14 protein-coding genes and 1 pseudogene are annotated in these 16,620 nt (G+C 34.7%); 13 read left to right on the top strand and 2 right to left on the bottom strand.

Annotated features, from left to right (window positions below; genetic code table 11):
- Both ABJF52_RS09390 and ABJF52_RS09385 read left to right on the top strand, forming a co-directional pair.
- Positions 1-380, top strand: a pseudogene (locus ABJF52_RS09390) (glycoside hydrolase); the annotation flags it as partial.
- A gap of 7 nt (positions 381-387) precedes the next feature.
- Positions 388-2,040: a sulfatase gene (locus tag ABJF52_RS09385; protein ID WP_348149375.1), complete on the top strand. Its 1,653-nt coding sequence runs from the start codon at positions 388-390 to the stop codon at positions 2,038-2,040.
- A 17-nt stretch (positions 2,041-2,057) separates the two neighbouring features.
- On the opposite strand, the gene ABJF52_RS09380 is transcribed toward ABJF52_RS09385, so the two are convergent.
- Positions 2,058-3,608, bottom strand: coding sequence for an alpha-L-fucosidase (locus ABJF52_RS09380; RefSeq protein ID WP_348149373.1), 1,551 nt, complete (start codon positions 3,606-3,608; stop codon positions 2,058-2,060).
- 187 nt (positions 3,609-3,795) lie between these two features.
- Positions 3,796-4,641 (bottom strand): AraC family transcriptional regulator, encoded by an 846-nt coding sequence (locus ABJF52_RS09375; protein WP_348149371.1) that lies wholly within the window; start codon positions 4,639-4,641, stop codon positions 3,796-3,798.
- A gap of 145 nt (positions 4,642-4,786) precedes the next feature.
- On the opposite strand from ABJF52_RS09375, the gene ABJF52_RS09370 reads away from it, so the two are divergent.
- The 11 genes from ABJF52_RS09370 to ABJF52_RS09320 all read left to right on the top strand — a co-directional run bounded on the left by ABJF52_RS09370 (position 4,787) and on the right by ABJF52_RS09320 (position 16,620).
- Positions 4,787-5,950 carry a cytochrome P450 gene (locus tag ABJF52_RS09370; protein WP_348149369.1) on the top strand — a complete coding sequence of 388 codons (1,164 nt, stop codon included), beginning with the start codon at positions 4,787-4,789 and terminating at the stop codon, positions 5,948-5,950.
- Between the two features lie 5 nt (positions 5,951-5,955).
- Positions 5,956-6,264 carry a 2Fe-2S iron-sulfur cluster-binding protein gene (locus tag ABJF52_RS09365; RefSeq protein WP_348149367.1) on the top strand — a complete coding sequence of 103 codons (309 nt, stop codon included), beginning with the start codon at positions 5,956-5,958 and terminating at the stop codon, positions 6,262-6,264.
- A 2-nt stretch (positions 6,265-6,266) separates the two neighbouring features.
- Positions 6,267-7,538 carry an FAD-dependent oxidoreductase gene (locus ABJF52_RS09360; RefSeq protein ID WP_348149365.1) on the top strand — a complete coding sequence of 424 codons (1,272 nt, stop codon included), beginning with the start codon at positions 6,267-6,269 and terminating at the stop codon, positions 7,536-7,538.
- 12 nt (positions 7,539-7,550) lie between these two features.
- The gene (locus ABJF52_RS09355; protein ID WP_348149363.1) at positions 7,551-8,669 is read left to right on the top strand and encodes an alcohol dehydrogenase catalytic domain-containing protein; all 1,119 of its coding nucleotides are present in this window, start codon (positions 7,551-7,553) and stop codon (positions 8,667-8,669) included.
- Entirely contained in the window at positions 8,669-9,469 is an 801-nt protein-coding gene (locus ABJF52_RS09350; RefSeq protein ID WP_348149361.1) for an alpha/beta hydrolase-fold protein, read from the top strand. The genes ABJF52_RS09355 and ABJF52_RS09350 overlap by 1 nt, the downstream gene beginning before the upstream one ends.
- A gap of 42 nt (positions 9,470-9,511) precedes the next feature.
- Complete coding sequence (locus tag ABJF52_RS09345; RefSeq protein WP_348149359.1) at positions 9,512-10,399, top strand: AraC family transcriptional regulator; 888 nt, start codon at positions 9,512-9,514, stop codon at positions 10,397-10,399.
- A gap of 153 nt (positions 10,400-10,552) precedes the next feature.
- Positions 10,553-11,692: a mandelate racemase/muconate lactonizing enzyme family protein gene (locus ABJF52_RS09340; protein WP_348149357.1), complete on the top strand. Its 1,140-nt coding sequence runs from the start codon at positions 10,553-10,555 to the stop codon at positions 11,690-11,692.
- The gene (locus ABJF52_RS09335; RefSeq protein WP_348149355.1) at positions 11,649-13,145 is read left to right on the top strand and encodes an NAD-dependent succinate-semialdehyde dehydrogenase; all 1,497 of its coding nucleotides are present in this window, start codon (positions 11,649-11,651) and stop codon (positions 13,143-13,145) included. Before ABJF52_RS09340 ends, ABJF52_RS09335 begins: the two co-directional genes overlap by 44 nt.
- A gap of 72 nt (positions 13,146-13,217) precedes the next feature.
- The gene (locus ABJF52_RS09330; RefSeq protein WP_348149353.1) at positions 13,218-14,240 is read left to right on the top strand and encodes a sugar kinase; all 1,023 of its coding nucleotides are present in this window, start codon (positions 13,218-13,220) and stop codon (positions 14,238-14,240) included.
- A gap of 62 nt (positions 14,241-14,302) precedes the next feature.
- Positions 14,303-14,938 (top strand): bifunctional 4-hydroxy-2-oxoglutarate aldolase/2-dehydro-3-deoxy-phosphogluconate aldolase, encoded by a 636-nt coding sequence (locus ABJF52_RS09325; RefSeq protein WP_348149351.1) that lies wholly within the window; start codon positions 14,303-14,305, stop codon positions 14,936-14,938.
- Between the two features lie 185 nt (positions 14,939-15,123).
- Entirely contained in the window at positions 15,124-16,620 is a 1,497-nt protein-coding gene (locus tag ABJF52_RS09320) for a sulfatase (RefSeq protein ID WP_348149378.1), read from the top strand.

The raw sequence follows: 16,620 nt of genomic DNA, 5'->3' as shown, positions 1-16,620 counted from the left end.
ATTCAGGAGTGAACAGTCTTGAATTCTCAGGATTTGCTAAGAATGAAAAATTAGAAACTGAACATGTAGTTGCACTTTCTCCAGAAGGGGCTATAAATATTCCAGAAGGAGAATTTAATTTATCGCTGAAAGTTTGGTTAGACCAAGGTAGGGCAGTTGAGAAATTATATCTATCCTTCGAAAACCCAAAAATGGAAATTCCTATTGACTTAAAAGGCTTAGAAAGACGTCAATGGATCACTATTGAAAAGAAGTTTTTAAAAGTTGAAACTTCAAGTAAAACGGATCAGTTTAAAATTGAAGTTCGTGCAGAAGATGTTCCTGAGAAAAAAGCTTCTAGATTCTTTTTAGATGATATAGAAATCATTCCAATTAAATAAGACTAAAATGAAACTTCAGTGTATTGTACTAGTTTTTCTGATTTTATGTTCTGGTTGTAAAGAAGAAAAAAAATTAACCAAAGAAACATCTCAGGAAAAACCTAATATTCTTTTTATTGCTGTAGACGATTTAAGGCCTGAAATTGGTGCATACGGTTCAGAAATTGCAGTAACACCCCATATGGATCAGTTAGCTAGTCAAGGGATTTTATTTGAAAATGCGTATTGTCAGCAAGCCATTTGTAGTCCGTCTCGTGCTAGCTTAATGACTGGGGCAAGACCAGAAACCATTAATGTTTTTGAGAATTACAATTATTTTAGAGATGAAAATCCAGATATAATTACGTTGCCGCAACATTTTAAAAATAACGGCTACGAAACGGTTTATGCCGGAAAAATTTATCATGGAAAATTTACGGATTCTGCACTTTCATGGAGTCGTCAACCTGCAGTAGATAAAGTTAAATTTAAACGACCAAAGTTAGTAGGGGGTTATGCCTTAAAGAAAAATCAAGAGATTTATAGAAAGAATCAAGCTGAAATTCGTGCGAAATATACTAGTAATAGTCATTATGCGCTAGGTCGTGGACCAGCCTATGAAAGTGCTGATGTACCTGACCATGCTTATACCGACGGTTATCATACTGAACTGGCGATAGCAACATTAAAAGACATGGTGGAAAAAAATGATAGGCCATTTTTTTTAGGACTCGGATTTCGTCTTCCTCATTTAGATTGGTTGGCTCCAAAAAAATATTGGGATTTATATGATCGCGAACAAATTCCAATGGCTGAACATAATAAAGCTCCAGTTGACGGAGCTGCAATGGGATTGCATGCTTCTTTTGAATTACGTGTTCGCCACGGAATACCTAAAAGCGGACCAATTGAAGGTGAATTAGCAAGAACACTAAAGCATGCCTATCTGGCATCTGTTAGTTATGTAGATGCACAAATAGGAAAAATGATTTCTGCTTTGGAAGAGTCTGGTGTTCGAGATAATACGATTATCATTTTATGGAGTGACCATGGTTGGCATTTGGGTGATATGGGTGTTTGGGGTAAAGCTACCAATTATGAAATAGCCACTCGCGTTCCAATGATGATTTGGACACCCAATATGCCAAATGAAAGCCGAGGTAAAAAATCCGATGCTTTGGTGGAGTTAATTGACATGTATCCTACGCTTACTGAATTGGCAGGACTAGAATTACCAAATCATTTGGAAGGACAAAGTTTTGTGCCGTTACTTACTAATCCGAAACGAAAATGGAAAAAAGCAGCATTTAGTCAATTCCCGAGTCCAGCAATACGTGAATGGGCAGCGAACCCTTTAACTCCTGAAATGCGAGAAACTTATTTCGGACCTTTAATTGAAGAAGTTGAAGGTAGAATTATAAAACAACAGGGAGAAAAATGGAATCGCGATTTATTTGAGAATGACTTAATGGGTTATTCAATGCGAACTGAGCAGTACCGTTTTGTTGCTTGGAAGGATAGGAAGAATGCGCAATCAAAACCTGTTTATGTAGAATTATATGACCATGAAACCGACCCAGATGAAACCAAAAACATTGCCTCGGAGCATATAGAGTTAGTCGAACAATTAACCATTCAACTTAGTAAAGGTTGGCGGGGAAATTTGGCCGCCAACCCTTAGTAGAACTATAATTTTATTTACAATTGTATTTCGAGAACATGAGCGAAATCGCCTGATTTCTCACCAAGATTGTTAACCGTTAAACCGTTGTCTAAATGGTCGAAAGTTATTTTAACATCATTTCCTAAAAGACGAATAGATTTTACGTTTAAGTCTTTGCCAAATTCCGAATTCTTACCTAAAGATTCTATGGTAACTTTTCCATTTTTTGGCCATGCCATCATAATAGCATATAATTTATTCTCTTTGTGTGTAAATCGAATGTCTTGACCTGTAAATTCTTTATTCTGGCCTTCTGAATGATGGCCTTTCTTAACTTCAGTAGGACCTTCTCCAAAAATATTCCAGTATTTAGTATCATAAATGGCTTCGCCGTTTACAGCTAGCCAATCTCCCATTTGCATTAGTATTTCTTGTTGGTCATCAGGTATTGTTCCATCGGCTTTAGGGCCAACATTCAGTAATAAGTTACCATTTTTGGAAACGATATCAACCAAATCATCAATTAAACTATTTGCGGTTTTTGATTCCCAATTCGTAACATAGCACCACGAGTTTTTACCAATTGAAGTATCTGTCTGCCAAGGTAATTTTCGAATTCCGGGAAGTTTACCGCGTTCAAGGTCGTAAATTACCGTTCCTTCAGGAAAGGCCTCATGACTAAAATTCTTGTCTTGTAAAACAACTTCTTTGTTCCATTCTATTCCTTTATTGTAATAGTAAGCTGCAAGTTTTGGTCTGTAATCGGCATAATCAGGTATATCTAAATAGAAATCGAACCAAAGAATATCAGGTTGGTAGTTGTCAATTAAATCTTTAGTTCTTGCCCACCACATTTCTTTGAATTCTTCAGAAACAGGTTCATTTAAATCTTGACCTTTAGGCGAATATAAATCGGAATATTGAGGGTCTGAAGTATCAAAATGATTTTTCTTATTGTAGAAGGACCAATTAAATGCATAATGCGAAGAGGCCCCCATTATCATTCCTTGTTTTCTTCCTTCTATAAATAATTCTCCTAAAACATCGCGTTTTGGCCCCATGTCAACAGCATTCCATCTTGTAGTATTTGATTTATACATGGCAAATCCATCGTGATGATCTGCAACTGGCACTACATATTTAGCGCCAGATTTTTTAAAGAGAGAAATCCATTCTTCGGGGTTAAATTTTTCCGCCTTAAACATTGGTATGAAATCCTTATAACCAAATTCTTTTTGATCACCATAAGTTTTCTTATGATAAAGGAAAGTTTCATTAGGACCATCTTTTTGATGCTTTAACTGTGCTGTAAATGTGGCGGTGTCCATGTACATTCTTCTCGGATACCATTCTGATCCATGAGCAGGAACAGCATATGCACCCCAATGTATGAAGATGCCGAATTTCTTTTGATTAAACCATTCAGGATCTTTGTAGTTTTTTTTAATAGATTCCCAATTGGGTTCATATAATTTCACCGAATCTGTTGTTGAAACATCTGCAGTTTTTTTATCTGTTTTAGAACCACAAGAAAGAATTAAAAGTGAGAAGAAGGGTAAAATCAAACTCTTTTTGAAATACGACATTTTTTATAGTATTATTTATGTTTTTAAATCAATAATTATTCTTAAAATTACTGAGGCCAATTTCCGCTTTAAAAGCTAAATAACATATCGTTTTTGTTCAATAAACTGTAACATATGGTTATTGGACCACTAAAAATTGGTGTATATAGGTTAGTTTCGGGTATAAATCAATTCAAGTGCTAAGAAATTAAATAGAAATGCTTTTGAAGTTTTTTTGAAAAGTAAGGGGCGTACATCCTTTGAACTTGTTAAATTGTTTATGAAAAAAAGGCAATGATTCATAGCCGCAATCAAAACCAATTTGCGAAACAGATTTGTCGGTATCTAGCAACATTCTCACTGCCATGTTGATTCGATATTCGTTTAAATAGGTGAAAAATGGTCTCCGCATCATTTTTGTAAAAAACCTAGAAAAAGATTGTTCTGACATATTCACCAATTCTGCCATTTCTTTTAAATAAATTTTGCGGTTAAAATTTTTAGAAATAAAATCGTGAATTGCCGACATTCGACTACCGAATTTTGTTGTTAAGTTATCTGTAAAGCTAGCTTCAGAAATAGTTTTATATGAACAAGTAGAAAGTTTAGTAAGCAATTGTAAAAGTTGAACATAAAGTTCATGTTTTTTTAGTTTAGGCAATTGTTGAAGTAAAGGCAATAATTCTTTGGTTTGATCTTTATCAAAAAGCAATCCCTTATCGGCTTTTCTCAAAAGATTGAAAATAAGTTCTAATTCGGGGACCTTAGGGAATACCCCTTTATTCCATTGAATAACGATAGATTTTGAGAAACTGCTTGAATTAGGAATGTTTTTCCAACAATGTGGTAGATTAGAACGCAAGAGTACTAATTCGCCTGGTTCGTAGGATCCAACAAAGTCTCCTATTAATTTTGTGCCCACACTTTCTACTATATAAGTTAGTTCATGCTGCGGATGAAAATGCCAAGGCGTTTCAAAATTAGGCGCCTCATACTGAAACCCAAGTATTGATTTATTTTGCCCTAATAGTATTGGCTCTAAAATTGGTTTCATAATTTATTTTAGCTAAAAAAAATAAAAATAGACATATTTATAACAGAATAGTTTATTTTTTGGCTAAAATCCGCTACTTCTTTTGAAATTAATTTTATAATTTTTGTACCTCTAGAATTTGATAATTCGATAAATTCAGATTGATATGCAAAAAAGTGAATTACGAGACCCATTTGAAAAAGCACGATTAGAAAAGGGTTTAGGTGCAATGGAAGACCAAAATGATCCTGTGAAAATGTTGTTGCGTCACAAAGACGTTCGTAAAACAGCACATAACTACAAGACCTTTCAATCTGCTGCAAAACCGGGGCGAATTGTTGTTCCGTCAGAAGTGAATATTAGAGAAACAAGACAAATTCCTTTTGAATTAGATCCTCCCGTTCATGGTTTGTATCGAAAACTTGTAGAACCATGGTTCAAGAGACCTTTAGAAGCTGATTATATTAAGCAGTTAACTGGGCAAATTAATGACCTGGTAGATGCAACTCTTAACAAAGCGCAAGTTGAAGTAATCGAAGAGTTTGCACTTGTTTTACAATCAAGAGCTTTAACCTTGTTATTGAACATTCCTTTTGAAGAAGCTGAAAAATGGATTTCTTGGGGAACGCATGTCTTTAGAAGTGAAGATTCTGATTTAGATGGAGATAAGGCAAATATCTTATATCATTATATTGATGAACAAATCGAAAAATCAATTGCTAACCCGGGAGAAGATTTGTATTCCATGCTTTTGGATTCTGAGGTAGCTGGAAAGAAACTAACCAAAGAAGAAGTAAAAGGGGTGATGGTTTTAACTTTTGCAGGTGGGAGGGATACTGTAATTAATGCCATTACAAATGCAATTTCATACTTGTCAGAACATCAAGAGTCTTTAGAACGATTTAGAAAAGAGCCGCAAATTATTAATAATGCAGTGGAAGAAATGATTCGTTATTTTTCGCCATTAACACAAATGGGGCGTGTTGTTACAGAAGATACTCATGTTTGCGAATATGCCGTAAAAGCGGATACACGGGTTTCATTGTGTTGGGCTTCAGCAAATAGAGACGCAGCAGTTTTTGAAAATGCCAACGAGATTGTAATAGACAGAAAAATTAATCCGCATGTTGGTTTTGGGTTTAGTCATCATAATTGTTTAGGGGCAACTCATGCACGACAAATAATGCGAATACTACTAAAAACTATGGCTGAGAAGGTTGAAAATATAGAAGTATTCGATTACAAAGAAAACATTGAAAATCTTGGCGAATTTAAAAGAAAAGTGGGCTTTGATTATTTAAATGCAAAATTTAACTCATTAATTAAATAGGTAACATGGCAAAAATTACATTTATCACAAGTGATAACGAAACAATTGTATTAGAAGGAACTATTGGTTCTGTAATGGCACTGGCCGTAGAACATAATGTAAAAGGTATTGATGGGGATTGTGGTGGCGTATGCTCTTGTGCCACCTGCCATGTTCACGTAAAACCTGAAGATATGGTTAAAACTGGGCGGGCTAGTGAAATTGAAGCTGACATGTTAGAATTAGATGATAATGCTGATGAATACAGTCGCCTATGTTGTCAACTTGAAATAAGTGATGATATAGATGGCGTGGAGTTAACTGTGGCTAAATAACAATGAGCACTCCAAATTCTAAGATAGAAACATGCGTAATTGTTGGTGCCAGTCATGCTGGTGTTAATTGCGCATTTGCCTTACGTAAAGAAGGTTTTGAGGGGCAAATTATTATGTATGATGTTGATCCAGCATTACCATATCATCGCCCTCCATTGTCGAAAACATATTTGACCAATGAGGCAGGTATGGCGATTACGCCTTTGAAATCAGTTGAGAGCTACGAACGCGATAACATTCAATTGATGTTGGGGGTGAAAGTAGCATCGATTATTTCTGATGAAAAAAAAGTTGTTCTCGAAGATGGCTCGATACAAAAATATAGCAAGTTAGTACTAGCTATTGGAGCCCGTCCACTAATACCACTAATTCCAGGACTTGATACGGCTAAAAATGTATTCCCTTTAAGAACCGTTACTGACGTAGAAGGAATTCGAAAAGCATTAGAAGAAAATACAAATCAAAAAGTTGTTGTTATTGGGGGAGGATATATAGGGCTCGAAATAGCGGCATCGCTAAAAAAAATAGGAACTGCAGTTACCGTTTTGGAACGAGAAGAACGTATTTTAGCTAGAGTTACAGCTCCTGAAATGTCTACTTTTTTTCATAATCTTCATCATGAAAATGGAGTGGAAGTTTTGACAGGTAAAAATGTAACTTCCATAGAAACAGTTTTTGATAGTTCAACCGTAGTTTGTTCTGATGGCAGCTCGTTTCAGGCAGATATTATAATAGTCGGAGTAGGAATTCGTGTGAATATTGAATTGGCGCAACAAGCTGGACTCACCATTGAAAACGGAATAAAAGTTGATGCTTCGGTGCGAACAAGTGATGAGAATATTTATGCAATTGGTGATTGCACAAATCACCATAATGTACATTACGATAAAAATGTACGCTTGGAATCAGTTCAAAATGCAGTTGACCAAGCTAAAGTTGCAGCAGCTTCAATTAGTGGAAAAGATGTGGTTTATAATTCTATTCCTTGGTTTTGGTCAGATCAATATAATGTGAAATTGCAAATCGTTGGCCTTTCTTATGGATATGATAATATTGTTATTCGAAAAGAGGAAAAAGAACAACCTTGCTTTTCAATTTGGTATTTTAGAGGAAACACTTTACTCTCTGTTGATGCCATTAATAATGCGAAGGCTTATGTGGTGGGAACAAAATTTATTAAATCGAATCAATTAGTAAATAAAGAAAAGTTGGCAGATAAAATAGTAAATTTTAAGCCAATAAATTTTATTGAACCTACATCAAATTTAAAGTGAAACTTGTATAAAATGGAAATAACTTCAAAAAGTGCAATAGCCAATGGTGATGGTACATTTGTAATTGATACTGTGATAGTAGCAGACCCAAAAGCAGATGAGGTTTTAGTAAAGATAAAAGCTGCCGGCTTATGCCATACCGATCACGATTCACTTAATTGGGGTAAACCAATTGTAATGGGACATGAAGGATCGGGAATTGTAAAAGCTATTGGTTCAAATGTGAAAAATGTCGTGGTCGGAGATTCCATTATTTTGAATTGGGCTACGCCATGTAGAACTTGTTTTCAATGCAATTTAGGGAATGAACACATTTGTGAAAACAATTCGCCGGTTGTAGCTGGAGCTAATGGTTATACCGAAGGTCATGCGCATTTAGAAGGAACGACCTATAATGGAGTACCTATTGAGCGATCTTTTAACATTGGAACTTTATCTGAATATACTTTAGTTAAGGCCTCTGCAGTTGTAAAAAATCCAAATGAGAAAATGTCATTCCCAGCAGCAAGTATAATTAGTTGCGGAGTGATGACAGGTTTTGGTTCGGTGGTGAATTCTGCAAAAGTAACAGAAGGAAGTTCCGTCGTCGTTTTAGGAACTGGTGGAGTTGGACTAAGTGTTATTCAAGGCGCCAAAGTGAGTAAGGCTTCTAAAATTATCGCTATTGACACAAATGGAGGTCGTTTAGAAATGGCTATGGAATTTGGTGCTACCCATTCGATATTAGCAGATAAAAATGATATCGGCCTACTTCGAGCAGCAGCGCAAGTCAAAAAAATGACCGATAATCGAGGAGCTGATTATGCCTTTGAGTGTACTGCTGTGCCTGAGTTAGGTATGGCGCCATTGGCAATGGTTCGTAATGCCGGTACTGCTGTGCAAGTAAGTGGAATAGAACAAGAAATTACTGTCGATATGAATTTGTTTGAATGGGATAAGGTGTATATTAATCCATTGTATGGGGGATGTAATCCTAATATAGATTTTCCGAAAATTGTAGAGCATTATAATAATGGTAGTATAAAATTAGAAGAGATGATTACTAGAACCTATGCTCTCGATGATTTAAAAAAAGCTTTTGAAGATATGTTGTCTGGTAAAAATGCCAAAGGTGTAATTGTATTTGATTGATGGAAAAATTGTTTAGAACAACGGAAATATCAGACCCGAAATTTGAAAGTGATAACCTTAGGTTTATTACGGTAAAATCAAAAAATTTAAAAGGTAGAGGTGATATATGTGTTTTTGTTCCGCCTATAGAAAATGCTGAGAATTTGCCATTGGTAATTTTACTTCATGGTGTTTATGGTAGTGCATGGGTATGGACACAAAAGGCGGGAGTTCATCGTTCTGCATTGCAGATGATTCAAAATAATGAGCTTACACCTATGGTGATTGCTATGCCTTCGGATGGTTTGTGGGGTGATGGCTCTGGATATTTAAAACACAATCAAAAAGATTTTGAAAAATGGATTGTTGAAGATGTGCCCAACGCTGTCACTGAGAATATTTCTGCAGTAAGTAGCAATAGTGATTTGTTTATATCCGGACTTTCAATGGGCGGATTTGGTGCACTTCGATTGGGGATAAAATTTGGAAATAAATTCAAAGCTATTTCTGCACATTCATCAATTACTGCAATTAACCAAATGCTGAATTTTGTGGAAGAAGACCTAGAAAATTATAAACAAGAAGACAATTTAGAAAATTCTGTACAGGGTATATTAAAAAAATATGGGAGTCCAGTTCCAAAACTGAGGTTCGATTGTGGAACAGAAGACGAGTTAATTGAGTACAACCGAAAACTACATTCCGATTTAAATGCGGCAAATATTGAACATTATTATGCCGAGTATGAAGGTTCTCATGAATGGTCTTATTGGCAGACGTATATAAAAGAAAGCTTACTGTTTTTTAACTCTATTCTATGAATAATATTTGTATTTGAGTTAATTTTTTGCTAGTTTGAAGTCATGAAATTGCATTTTAAATCTTCGGAACAAGATTCTTTGAGCTCCATTTATGCCAAAAGATTACATCGTCCACACATGGGAGGTGATTGGCATTTTCATGAAGAATTTGAGCTTATATATTTTTTAAAAGGACAAGGAATGCGAATTGTGGGAGACCATATTTCAAATTTTCAAAAAGGAGAATTAGTTCTAGTAGGACAATGGTTGCCACATTTATGGCGTAACGATGTAGATAAATTTACAGTAGAAAATACAGATTTTATTGTTATTAAATTCACAAGGATGTTTGGTGATGTAAATCTCTTTTCAATACCAGAATTATTACATATAAAAGCGCTACTAAAAGAATCTAATCAAGGAATTTTGTTTTCTAAAAAGGTTCGAAAATCTGTGCATGAAGAATTATTACAATTAACTCGAGCAGAAGCCTCTGAAAAACTCATATTGTTATTAAGTATACTTCGAAAGTTGGTTAAAAGTAAAAACTACCAAAAATTATCGGGACCTAATTTTACAATTCCTAAAGAAGTTTCTGGAGAAAATCGATTACAGAAAGTAATAAATTATATATCGGCTAATTATTCCAAAAGTATTGGTTTAGATGATATTTCAAAAATTGCAGCAATGACGCCTCCTGCTTTTTGTAGATTTTTTAAAACGCGAACCAATAAGACTTTTTCTTTGTTTCTTAACGAAGTGCGAATTAGCAAAGCGTGTCAATTATTAATTAACGGTGAGGCGCCTATTAAGCAAATCTGTTATGATGTTGGTTTTTCTTCATTAACTAATTTCAATAGAACTTTTAAAAGTTTTAAAGAAGTATCCCCAAGTAATTATCGCGATAGCTATAGCAACTTTAGACAGCATAACCTTAAGGAAGTATCATAAAGGGATTACGTATTAGTATAAAGTTACCCAAAATTAACTAAGTTCTTTATTTTGAGTTAAAATAGGGTTAGTTCTAGATAAATGCCACCCTTCACATTTCTACAAGCTTTTTTAATTTTACTTTTCAAAATACCGACCACTAATGATATAGTTATGAAGATTACCAAAGTAGAGACTTTTGTGCTGTCAAATAAATTAAAAGAATCTTTCTTTTTTTCACAATGGGAATATAATGAGCGTAGAATTTGTATTGTAAAAATCACCACCGATGACGGACAATGCGGTTGGGGTGAAGGATATGGTCCTGCTGACGTAATTAAATCTGGAATTAATTTAGTGACACCGTTATTAATTGGTGAAAACCCTTTGGAAAATGAAAGGCTATGGTTTAATATGTATCGTAAAACTTTAGATTTTGCCCGTCGTGGTATTTTAGTTGCCTCAATAAGTGCGATAGATGTAGCTTTATGGGATTTAAAAGGCAAAATTTTAAATCAGCCAATAAGTGTGTTAATGGGAGGACAACATCGTACAAAAGTAATTCCATATGCTACAGGACTTTACTTCTCTGAAAGCGATAATCTAGTTGCGAAATTAGTTGCTGAAGCGCAAACTTATGTAGAACAAGGTTTTAAAGCCATTAAAATGAAAGTGGGTCTTTCTGTTTCAAAAGATATAATTCTGGTAAAATCCGTCAGGGAAGCAATAGGTAATGAAGTAAAGCTTATGATAGATGCCAACCACGCATATTCATTAAGAGAAGCAACAAAGTTATCGAGGGCACTTGAACAATATAATATCGATTGGTTTGAAGAACCCGTTTCGCCTGAATATTATCACCACTATAATCAATTAAGGTCAAAAACAACTATTCCCATAGCTGGCGGTGAATGTGAATATTTACGTTACGGATTTCAAACATTACTTGATAATGATAGTATAGATATTCTTCAAGTTGATATTTGTGGAGCGGGGGGATTAAGTGAAGCGAAAAGAATATCGACTTTAGCAAATACAAGAGGTGTCGAAATCATACCACATGTGTGGGGAACTGGAATTGCGTTTCATGCAGCATTACACTTTATTGCAAACCTTGAACCAATACCTGGTAGATTGCAACCTTCAAATAAGTATATTGAATATGACCGTACAGAGAATGAAATTCGTGAATCACTTACAGCACCTTCAATAAAAATGAAAAACGGATACATTGATATTCCGCAATTACCGGGTTTAGGTATTCAAATAGATGAGAAAATGGTGCGTCACTTTTCATCAGAAATTCTTATTTAATAAAACAGTTAACATTATGACTTTTGGATACCATAAATTATACATTGGAGGTGAATTAGTAGATTCTGTTTCTAATAAAAAACATACAGTTATTTGTCCCGCTGACGATGAGTCTATTGGTGAAATTGCATGGGCTGGAGCAGAAGATGCGGAATTGGCATTAAAGGCCGCGGAAAAAGGATTTCAATTTTGGTCCAAGCTGTCATTAGCAGAACGAGCAGTTTGGATGACAAAATTACGTTCGGCTGTATTAGAAAATGAGCATGAATTGCGTGCGGCGATGGTGTATGAAATGGGTAAAACATATGCCGGAGCTTGGGAGGATATAGAGGCTGTAATTAATGGCTTAGAATGGTACCCTGCTGCTATGAAGAATATGCGCGATGAACAAATTCCAGATTACGAAAATACACATACCCATAAAATGGTTCATCAACCAGCAGGAGTTGCAGTAGCTTATTTAGCATGGAATTTTCCGTTATTAAATGTTGGTTTTAAATTGGGGCCTGCACTTGCTAGTGGATGTTCTATAATTATTAAACCTTCGGCAGCATCCCCATTATCTGCATATTTAATTGGTAAAATCTTAAAAGAAATTGATTTTCCTTCTGGTGTAGTAAATATACTTTGTGGTCCAAGTAGCGAAGTTGCATATACGTTAACCACCAGTACAATTCCTGCTGTATTAACAATGATTGGCTCCACAGAAACCGGACAAAAAGTAATTGCTGATAGTACTACATCAATTAAAAAATTAGGAATGGAATTAGGTGGAAACGCTCCTTTTATAGTGTTCGAAGATGCTGATTTTGAAAAAGCATTGGATTTAGCAATTGGATTAAAGTTTGGTAACTCAGGCCAAATTTGTGTTGCTGCCAATCGAATCTTTGTGCATAATAGTATTTATGATAAGTTCTTGAAAGCCTACATTAAAAGAGCTTCTGAATTAAAGTTAGGTCATGGAGTGGATTCTGATGCAGATATGGGCCCTATGGTCTCTAGAAAAGATAGAGACCGTATGTTCGATTTAATTAAAGACGCTATTAGCAAAGGTGCTAAATTAGAATGTGGTGGTAATATTCCTAAAGGAAAAGAAAAGGGCAATTGGATAGAACCGGCGGTATTATCTGGAATGACTCCCGAAATGGACGTTTTTAGAAAAGAGACTTTTGGTCCTATAGCATCATTAATGTCATTTAAAACTGATGATGAAGTTTTAGATTTAGCGAATGATACTGAATACGGATTAGCATCTTATATTTTTACAAATAGTCACAAAAGAATTGAAAGATTTTCAAGAGATCTACAGTTTGGTGAAATTCAAATTAATGGAGTAAAATATTCTATTTATCTTCCACATGGTGGAATTAAGAATAGTGGTATTGGCCATGATTGTTCACATTTAGCATTAGATGATTATCTTGTCAAAAAACGAATTTCAATGGCAATTTAATTACTAACTTTAGTCTTCATTACAAAGCTTGATTTTTTTAAATTAAGAGATGTCTTAGTATTTTTATCAGTTATGAGAAATAAGATTATTGGATATGGTGAATTACTTTTGCGCCTAACACCTCATGATCATGGAAGTCTAATAGAGCAAACAGATATTTTACAAATGGCTTTTGCAGGAGCTGAGGCTAATATTATTGCTGACTTGGCAGTTTTAGGTCATTCAACAGAATTTGTTTCAGCATTGCCAAAAAACCCTTTGGGATTCACTGCAAATCGTTTTTTAAATCAATTCGGAATTGGTACCGACGCAATTTTCTGGGATGATGGTCGACTAGGTACATATTATATTGAACATGGAACTTCGCTCCGTGGTTCTAGAGTAACTTACGACCGACAGCATGCCTCAGTTACAAAAGCAAACTTTTCTGAAAAATATTGGGATACTCTTTTTAAAAAAACTAGCTATTTTGTTTTAACTGGGATTACGCCAGCGCTATCACAGATTTGTCGTGATAATATTACTGTAGCATTACAAGCAGCAAAGAATAATAACGTAAAAGTAGTTTTCGATTTAAATTTTAGAAGGACCCTTTGGAAAAAAGAAGAGGCTAAACATTCTTTTACTTCTATTTTGCCATTTGTAAATATCTTAATAGGAAATATTGGTTCGGCTTTTGATGTTTTCAATATTCAAACAGAAGAAATTAGTGATTTTGAAAGTTTGATTGCAGCCACTAAAACTGCGACAGAAGGGTTAGAAAATTTGGGTGACTTTGATGTAATAGCTATGACACTTCGTTTACAGAAAAATGCTAATGAAAATATTTTGGGAGGAATGGTTAAAACAGCCGGAGAATATTATTTCAGTAAAAGATTGCCGACTGAAATTTCAGATCGCCTTGGTGGTGGAGATGCTTTTACTGCTTCCTTGCTGCATGGTCTCATAAATAACTGGAAACCTAATACAATTGTTAATTTTTCCACTGCAGCTTTTGCAATAACACAAACATTAAAAGGTGATATTAATTACACCTCGGAAAAGGAATTACTAGAAATAGCTTCAGGAAATGTTAAGGGGTATGTTAGAAGATAATAAATTTTAATACTTTAAGAAAAAATAGTATTTAGTATATGTAATAGTGATAAAGCCACTAGATGACCAAAGAAGAAATAGTAACAGAACTTAAAGAAACAATTGTCGTAGCTATTATAAGATTGGATAGGGCAGAAGATGTCTACCCAACTGCTATGGCTTTATTTGAGGGTGGTATTACGGCTATAGAGATAACGGTTGGAACACCTAATGCTCTTTCCGAAATAAATAAAATTGCGCAACATAAAGGAATTTTGGCAGGTGTAGGGTCTGTTGTAGATGCTAAAACTGCAGCGTCAGCCATTAAAGCTGGCGCGCAATTTATAGTAACCCCAGCAAGTAAGAAAGAGGTCATAGATATGGCACATAAACACGGAAAACCAATATTATCTGGTGCATTTTCACCAACTGAAATTTTGCAAGCTTATGATTGGGGCGCGGATATAATTAAATTGTTTCCTGCAGGTGCTTTAGGAATAAACTATTACAAAGCTATAAAAGCCCCAATGCCTTATATTCCAATAATGCCAACTGGAGGAGTTACTGAACTAAATGCTGTAGAATGGTTAGAACACGGTGCTCCTTGTTTAGGAGTAGGCAGTGAACTAACTAATACAAACCTAATTAGAAATAAGGATTTTAAAGGTATAACTGAGCTGGCAAAAAGCTTTCGAAAGACAGTAGATAATTTTAGATAAACGCAGACTAATTTGCAGCGTAATAATAATTTCTCGTTATGAAACTAAATTTAAATATGCACTGATTTCTTAGTGCTTACACAATTTGTATGCACAAGTACATAATTTATCTTATTACTACTACATTTATAATGACGTTAAAAATTGAGAATATATCTATGATAAATCGGAATAAATTGATTTTAATTTACAGTTTAACTATTTGTTTTATATTACCTTTTTCAGCCTGTAAACAAGAAACAAAAGAAATAAAATTAGAAGAAAAGCCACCAAATATAATTTGGCTTATGGCAGAAGATATTAGTCTTGATTTGGCATGTTACGGAATGAAAGCTGTAAAAACTCCGAACTTGGACCAAATGGCAATGGATGGAATAAAGTATAACAACGCGTATGTAACAAATCCAATATGTTCTCCAAGTCGATCTGCAATGATGGTAGGAGTTCATCAAGTTAAAACCAATACACATAACCACCGTAGCAACCGAGATGTTCCGTTATCAAAACCTTATTTACCATTCACAAAGCTTTTAAGAGATGCAGGCTATACTACAATATTAGGCCATCATAATGTTCGCGGTAAAGGAAGAAAAATAGATGTTAATTTTAAGCATGAACCATTAGGGGAATGGAATGGTAAAGATAAATTTGGACTTTTTGATAAGTTTGATTCTATTAACCCTGCGAATACTCCTTTCTTCGCTCAAATTCAATTGAATGTTACACATCGTGGCGATTGGTGGAATGAAATTCGTTCACAATCAAAACACCCAGTTAATCCTGATGATGTTGAATTACCACCATATTACGCTGACCACCCTACTGTTCGATTAGACTGGGCAAAGTATTTAGATACTATGGAATACATGGATGATGAGGTGGGCATGTTATTCCAAGAATTAGAAGATAAAGGATTGTCTGAAAATACAGTAGTTATTTTTATAGGTGATAATGGAAGATGTAATATAAAAGGAAAAGGATATTTACATGATCCGGGATTACGTATTCCTTTTCTCATGAAATGGCCGAAAGGAATTAAACCGAATCAAGTTAAAAATCAAGTGGTAAGTTCCACTGACATCACCGCAACTATTTTAGACTTAGCAGGTGTTGCGATTCCAGAGTACATGACTGGTATGTCAGTTTTAAGTGAGGATTTTAATAGAGAAGAAGTTTATGCTGCACGTGATTTATGGGATGAGATAGAAGAAAGATCTAGGGCAATTACTAATGGTAAATGGAAGTATATTCGAAATGATAAGCCAGAAATTCCTTGGGAAGCCGGTCAAGCATATTTGGAATTTTATCGTCCTGCAATTCATATAATGCGCACCTTAAAGAAAGAAGGTAAACTGAATGCTGAGCAAAAACAATTTTTCTCAGATTCAAAACCAAAAGAAGAATTATACAATATACAAGAGGATCCTTTTGAATTAGTAAATCTAGCTGATAATGTTGAACAGCTTGCTGTTTTGGAAGAAATGAGAAGTAAGACTTTAAGTTATGACACAGAAATGAAACCAGTAAGTGATATTTATAACCCGGTGCATGCTAGTGCTGTTGATTTATTAGAATGGGTGAAAATTGAAAAGCCCAATTTGTATCAAGATATGCTGAATGGAGTGGAAATTGGTTTTCAAACCTTGACTAAAGAAAAAAAACAACTAAATAAAACCAATTAA

The organism is Aurantibacter sp., assembly GCF_039941195.1.
Taxonomy (GTDB): Bacteria; Bacteroidota; Bacteroidia; order Flavobacteriales; family Flavobacteriaceae; genus Aurantibacter_A.
This window is presented reverse-complemented; position numbering and strand designations above follow the sequence as displayed.

Coding starts and splice junctions, on each gene's coding strand:
- ABJF52_RS09355 (WP_348149363.1), top strand. CDS start 7,551: ATGGAAATAACTTCAAAAAGTGCAATAGCCAATGGTGATGGTACATTT.
- ABJF52_RS09330 (WP_348149353.1), top strand. CDS start 13,218: ATGAGAAATAAGATTATTGGATATGGTGAATTACTTTTGCGCCTAACA.
- ABJF52_RS09340 (WP_348149357.1), top strand. CDS start 10,553: ATGAAGATTACCAAAGTAGAGACTTTTGTGCTGTCAAATAAATTAAAA.
- ABJF52_RS09335 (WP_348149355.1), top strand. CDS start 11,649: ATGAGAAAATGGTGCGTCACTTTTCATCAGAAATTCTTATTTAATAAA.
- ABJF52_RS09370 (WP_348149369.1), top strand. CDS start 4,787: ATGCAAAAAAGTGAATTACGAGACCCATTTGAAAAAGCACGATTAGAA.
- ABJF52_RS09385 (WP_348149375.1), top strand. CDS start 388: ATGAAACTTCAGTGTATTGTACTAGTTTTTCTGATTTTATGTTCTGGT.
- ABJF52_RS09325 (WP_348149351.1), top strand. CDS start 14,303: ATGACCAAAGAAGAAATAGTAACAGAACTTAAAGAAACAATTGTCGTA.
- ABJF52_RS09360 (WP_348149365.1), top strand. CDS start 6,267: ATGAGCACTCCAAATTCTAAGATAGAAACATGCGTAATTGTTGGTGCC.
- ABJF52_RS09350 (WP_348149361.1), top strand. CDS start 8,669: ATGGAAAAATTGTTTAGAACAACGGAAATATCAGACCCGAAATTTGAA.
- ABJF52_RS09375 (WP_348149371.1), bottom strand. CDS start 4,641: ATGAAACCAATTTTAGAGCCAATACTATTAGGGCAAAATAAATCAATA.
- ABJF52_RS09345 (WP_348149359.1), top strand. CDS start 9,512: ATGAAATTGCATTTTAAATCTTCGGAACAAGATTCTTTGAGCTCCATT.
- ABJF52_RS09365 (WP_348149367.1), top strand. CDS start 5,956: ATGGCAAAAATTACATTTATCACAAGTGATAACGAAACAATTGTATTA.
- ABJF52_RS09380 (WP_348149373.1), bottom strand. CDS start 3,608: ATGTCGTATTTCAAAAAGAGTTTGATTTTACCCTTCTTCTCACTTTTA.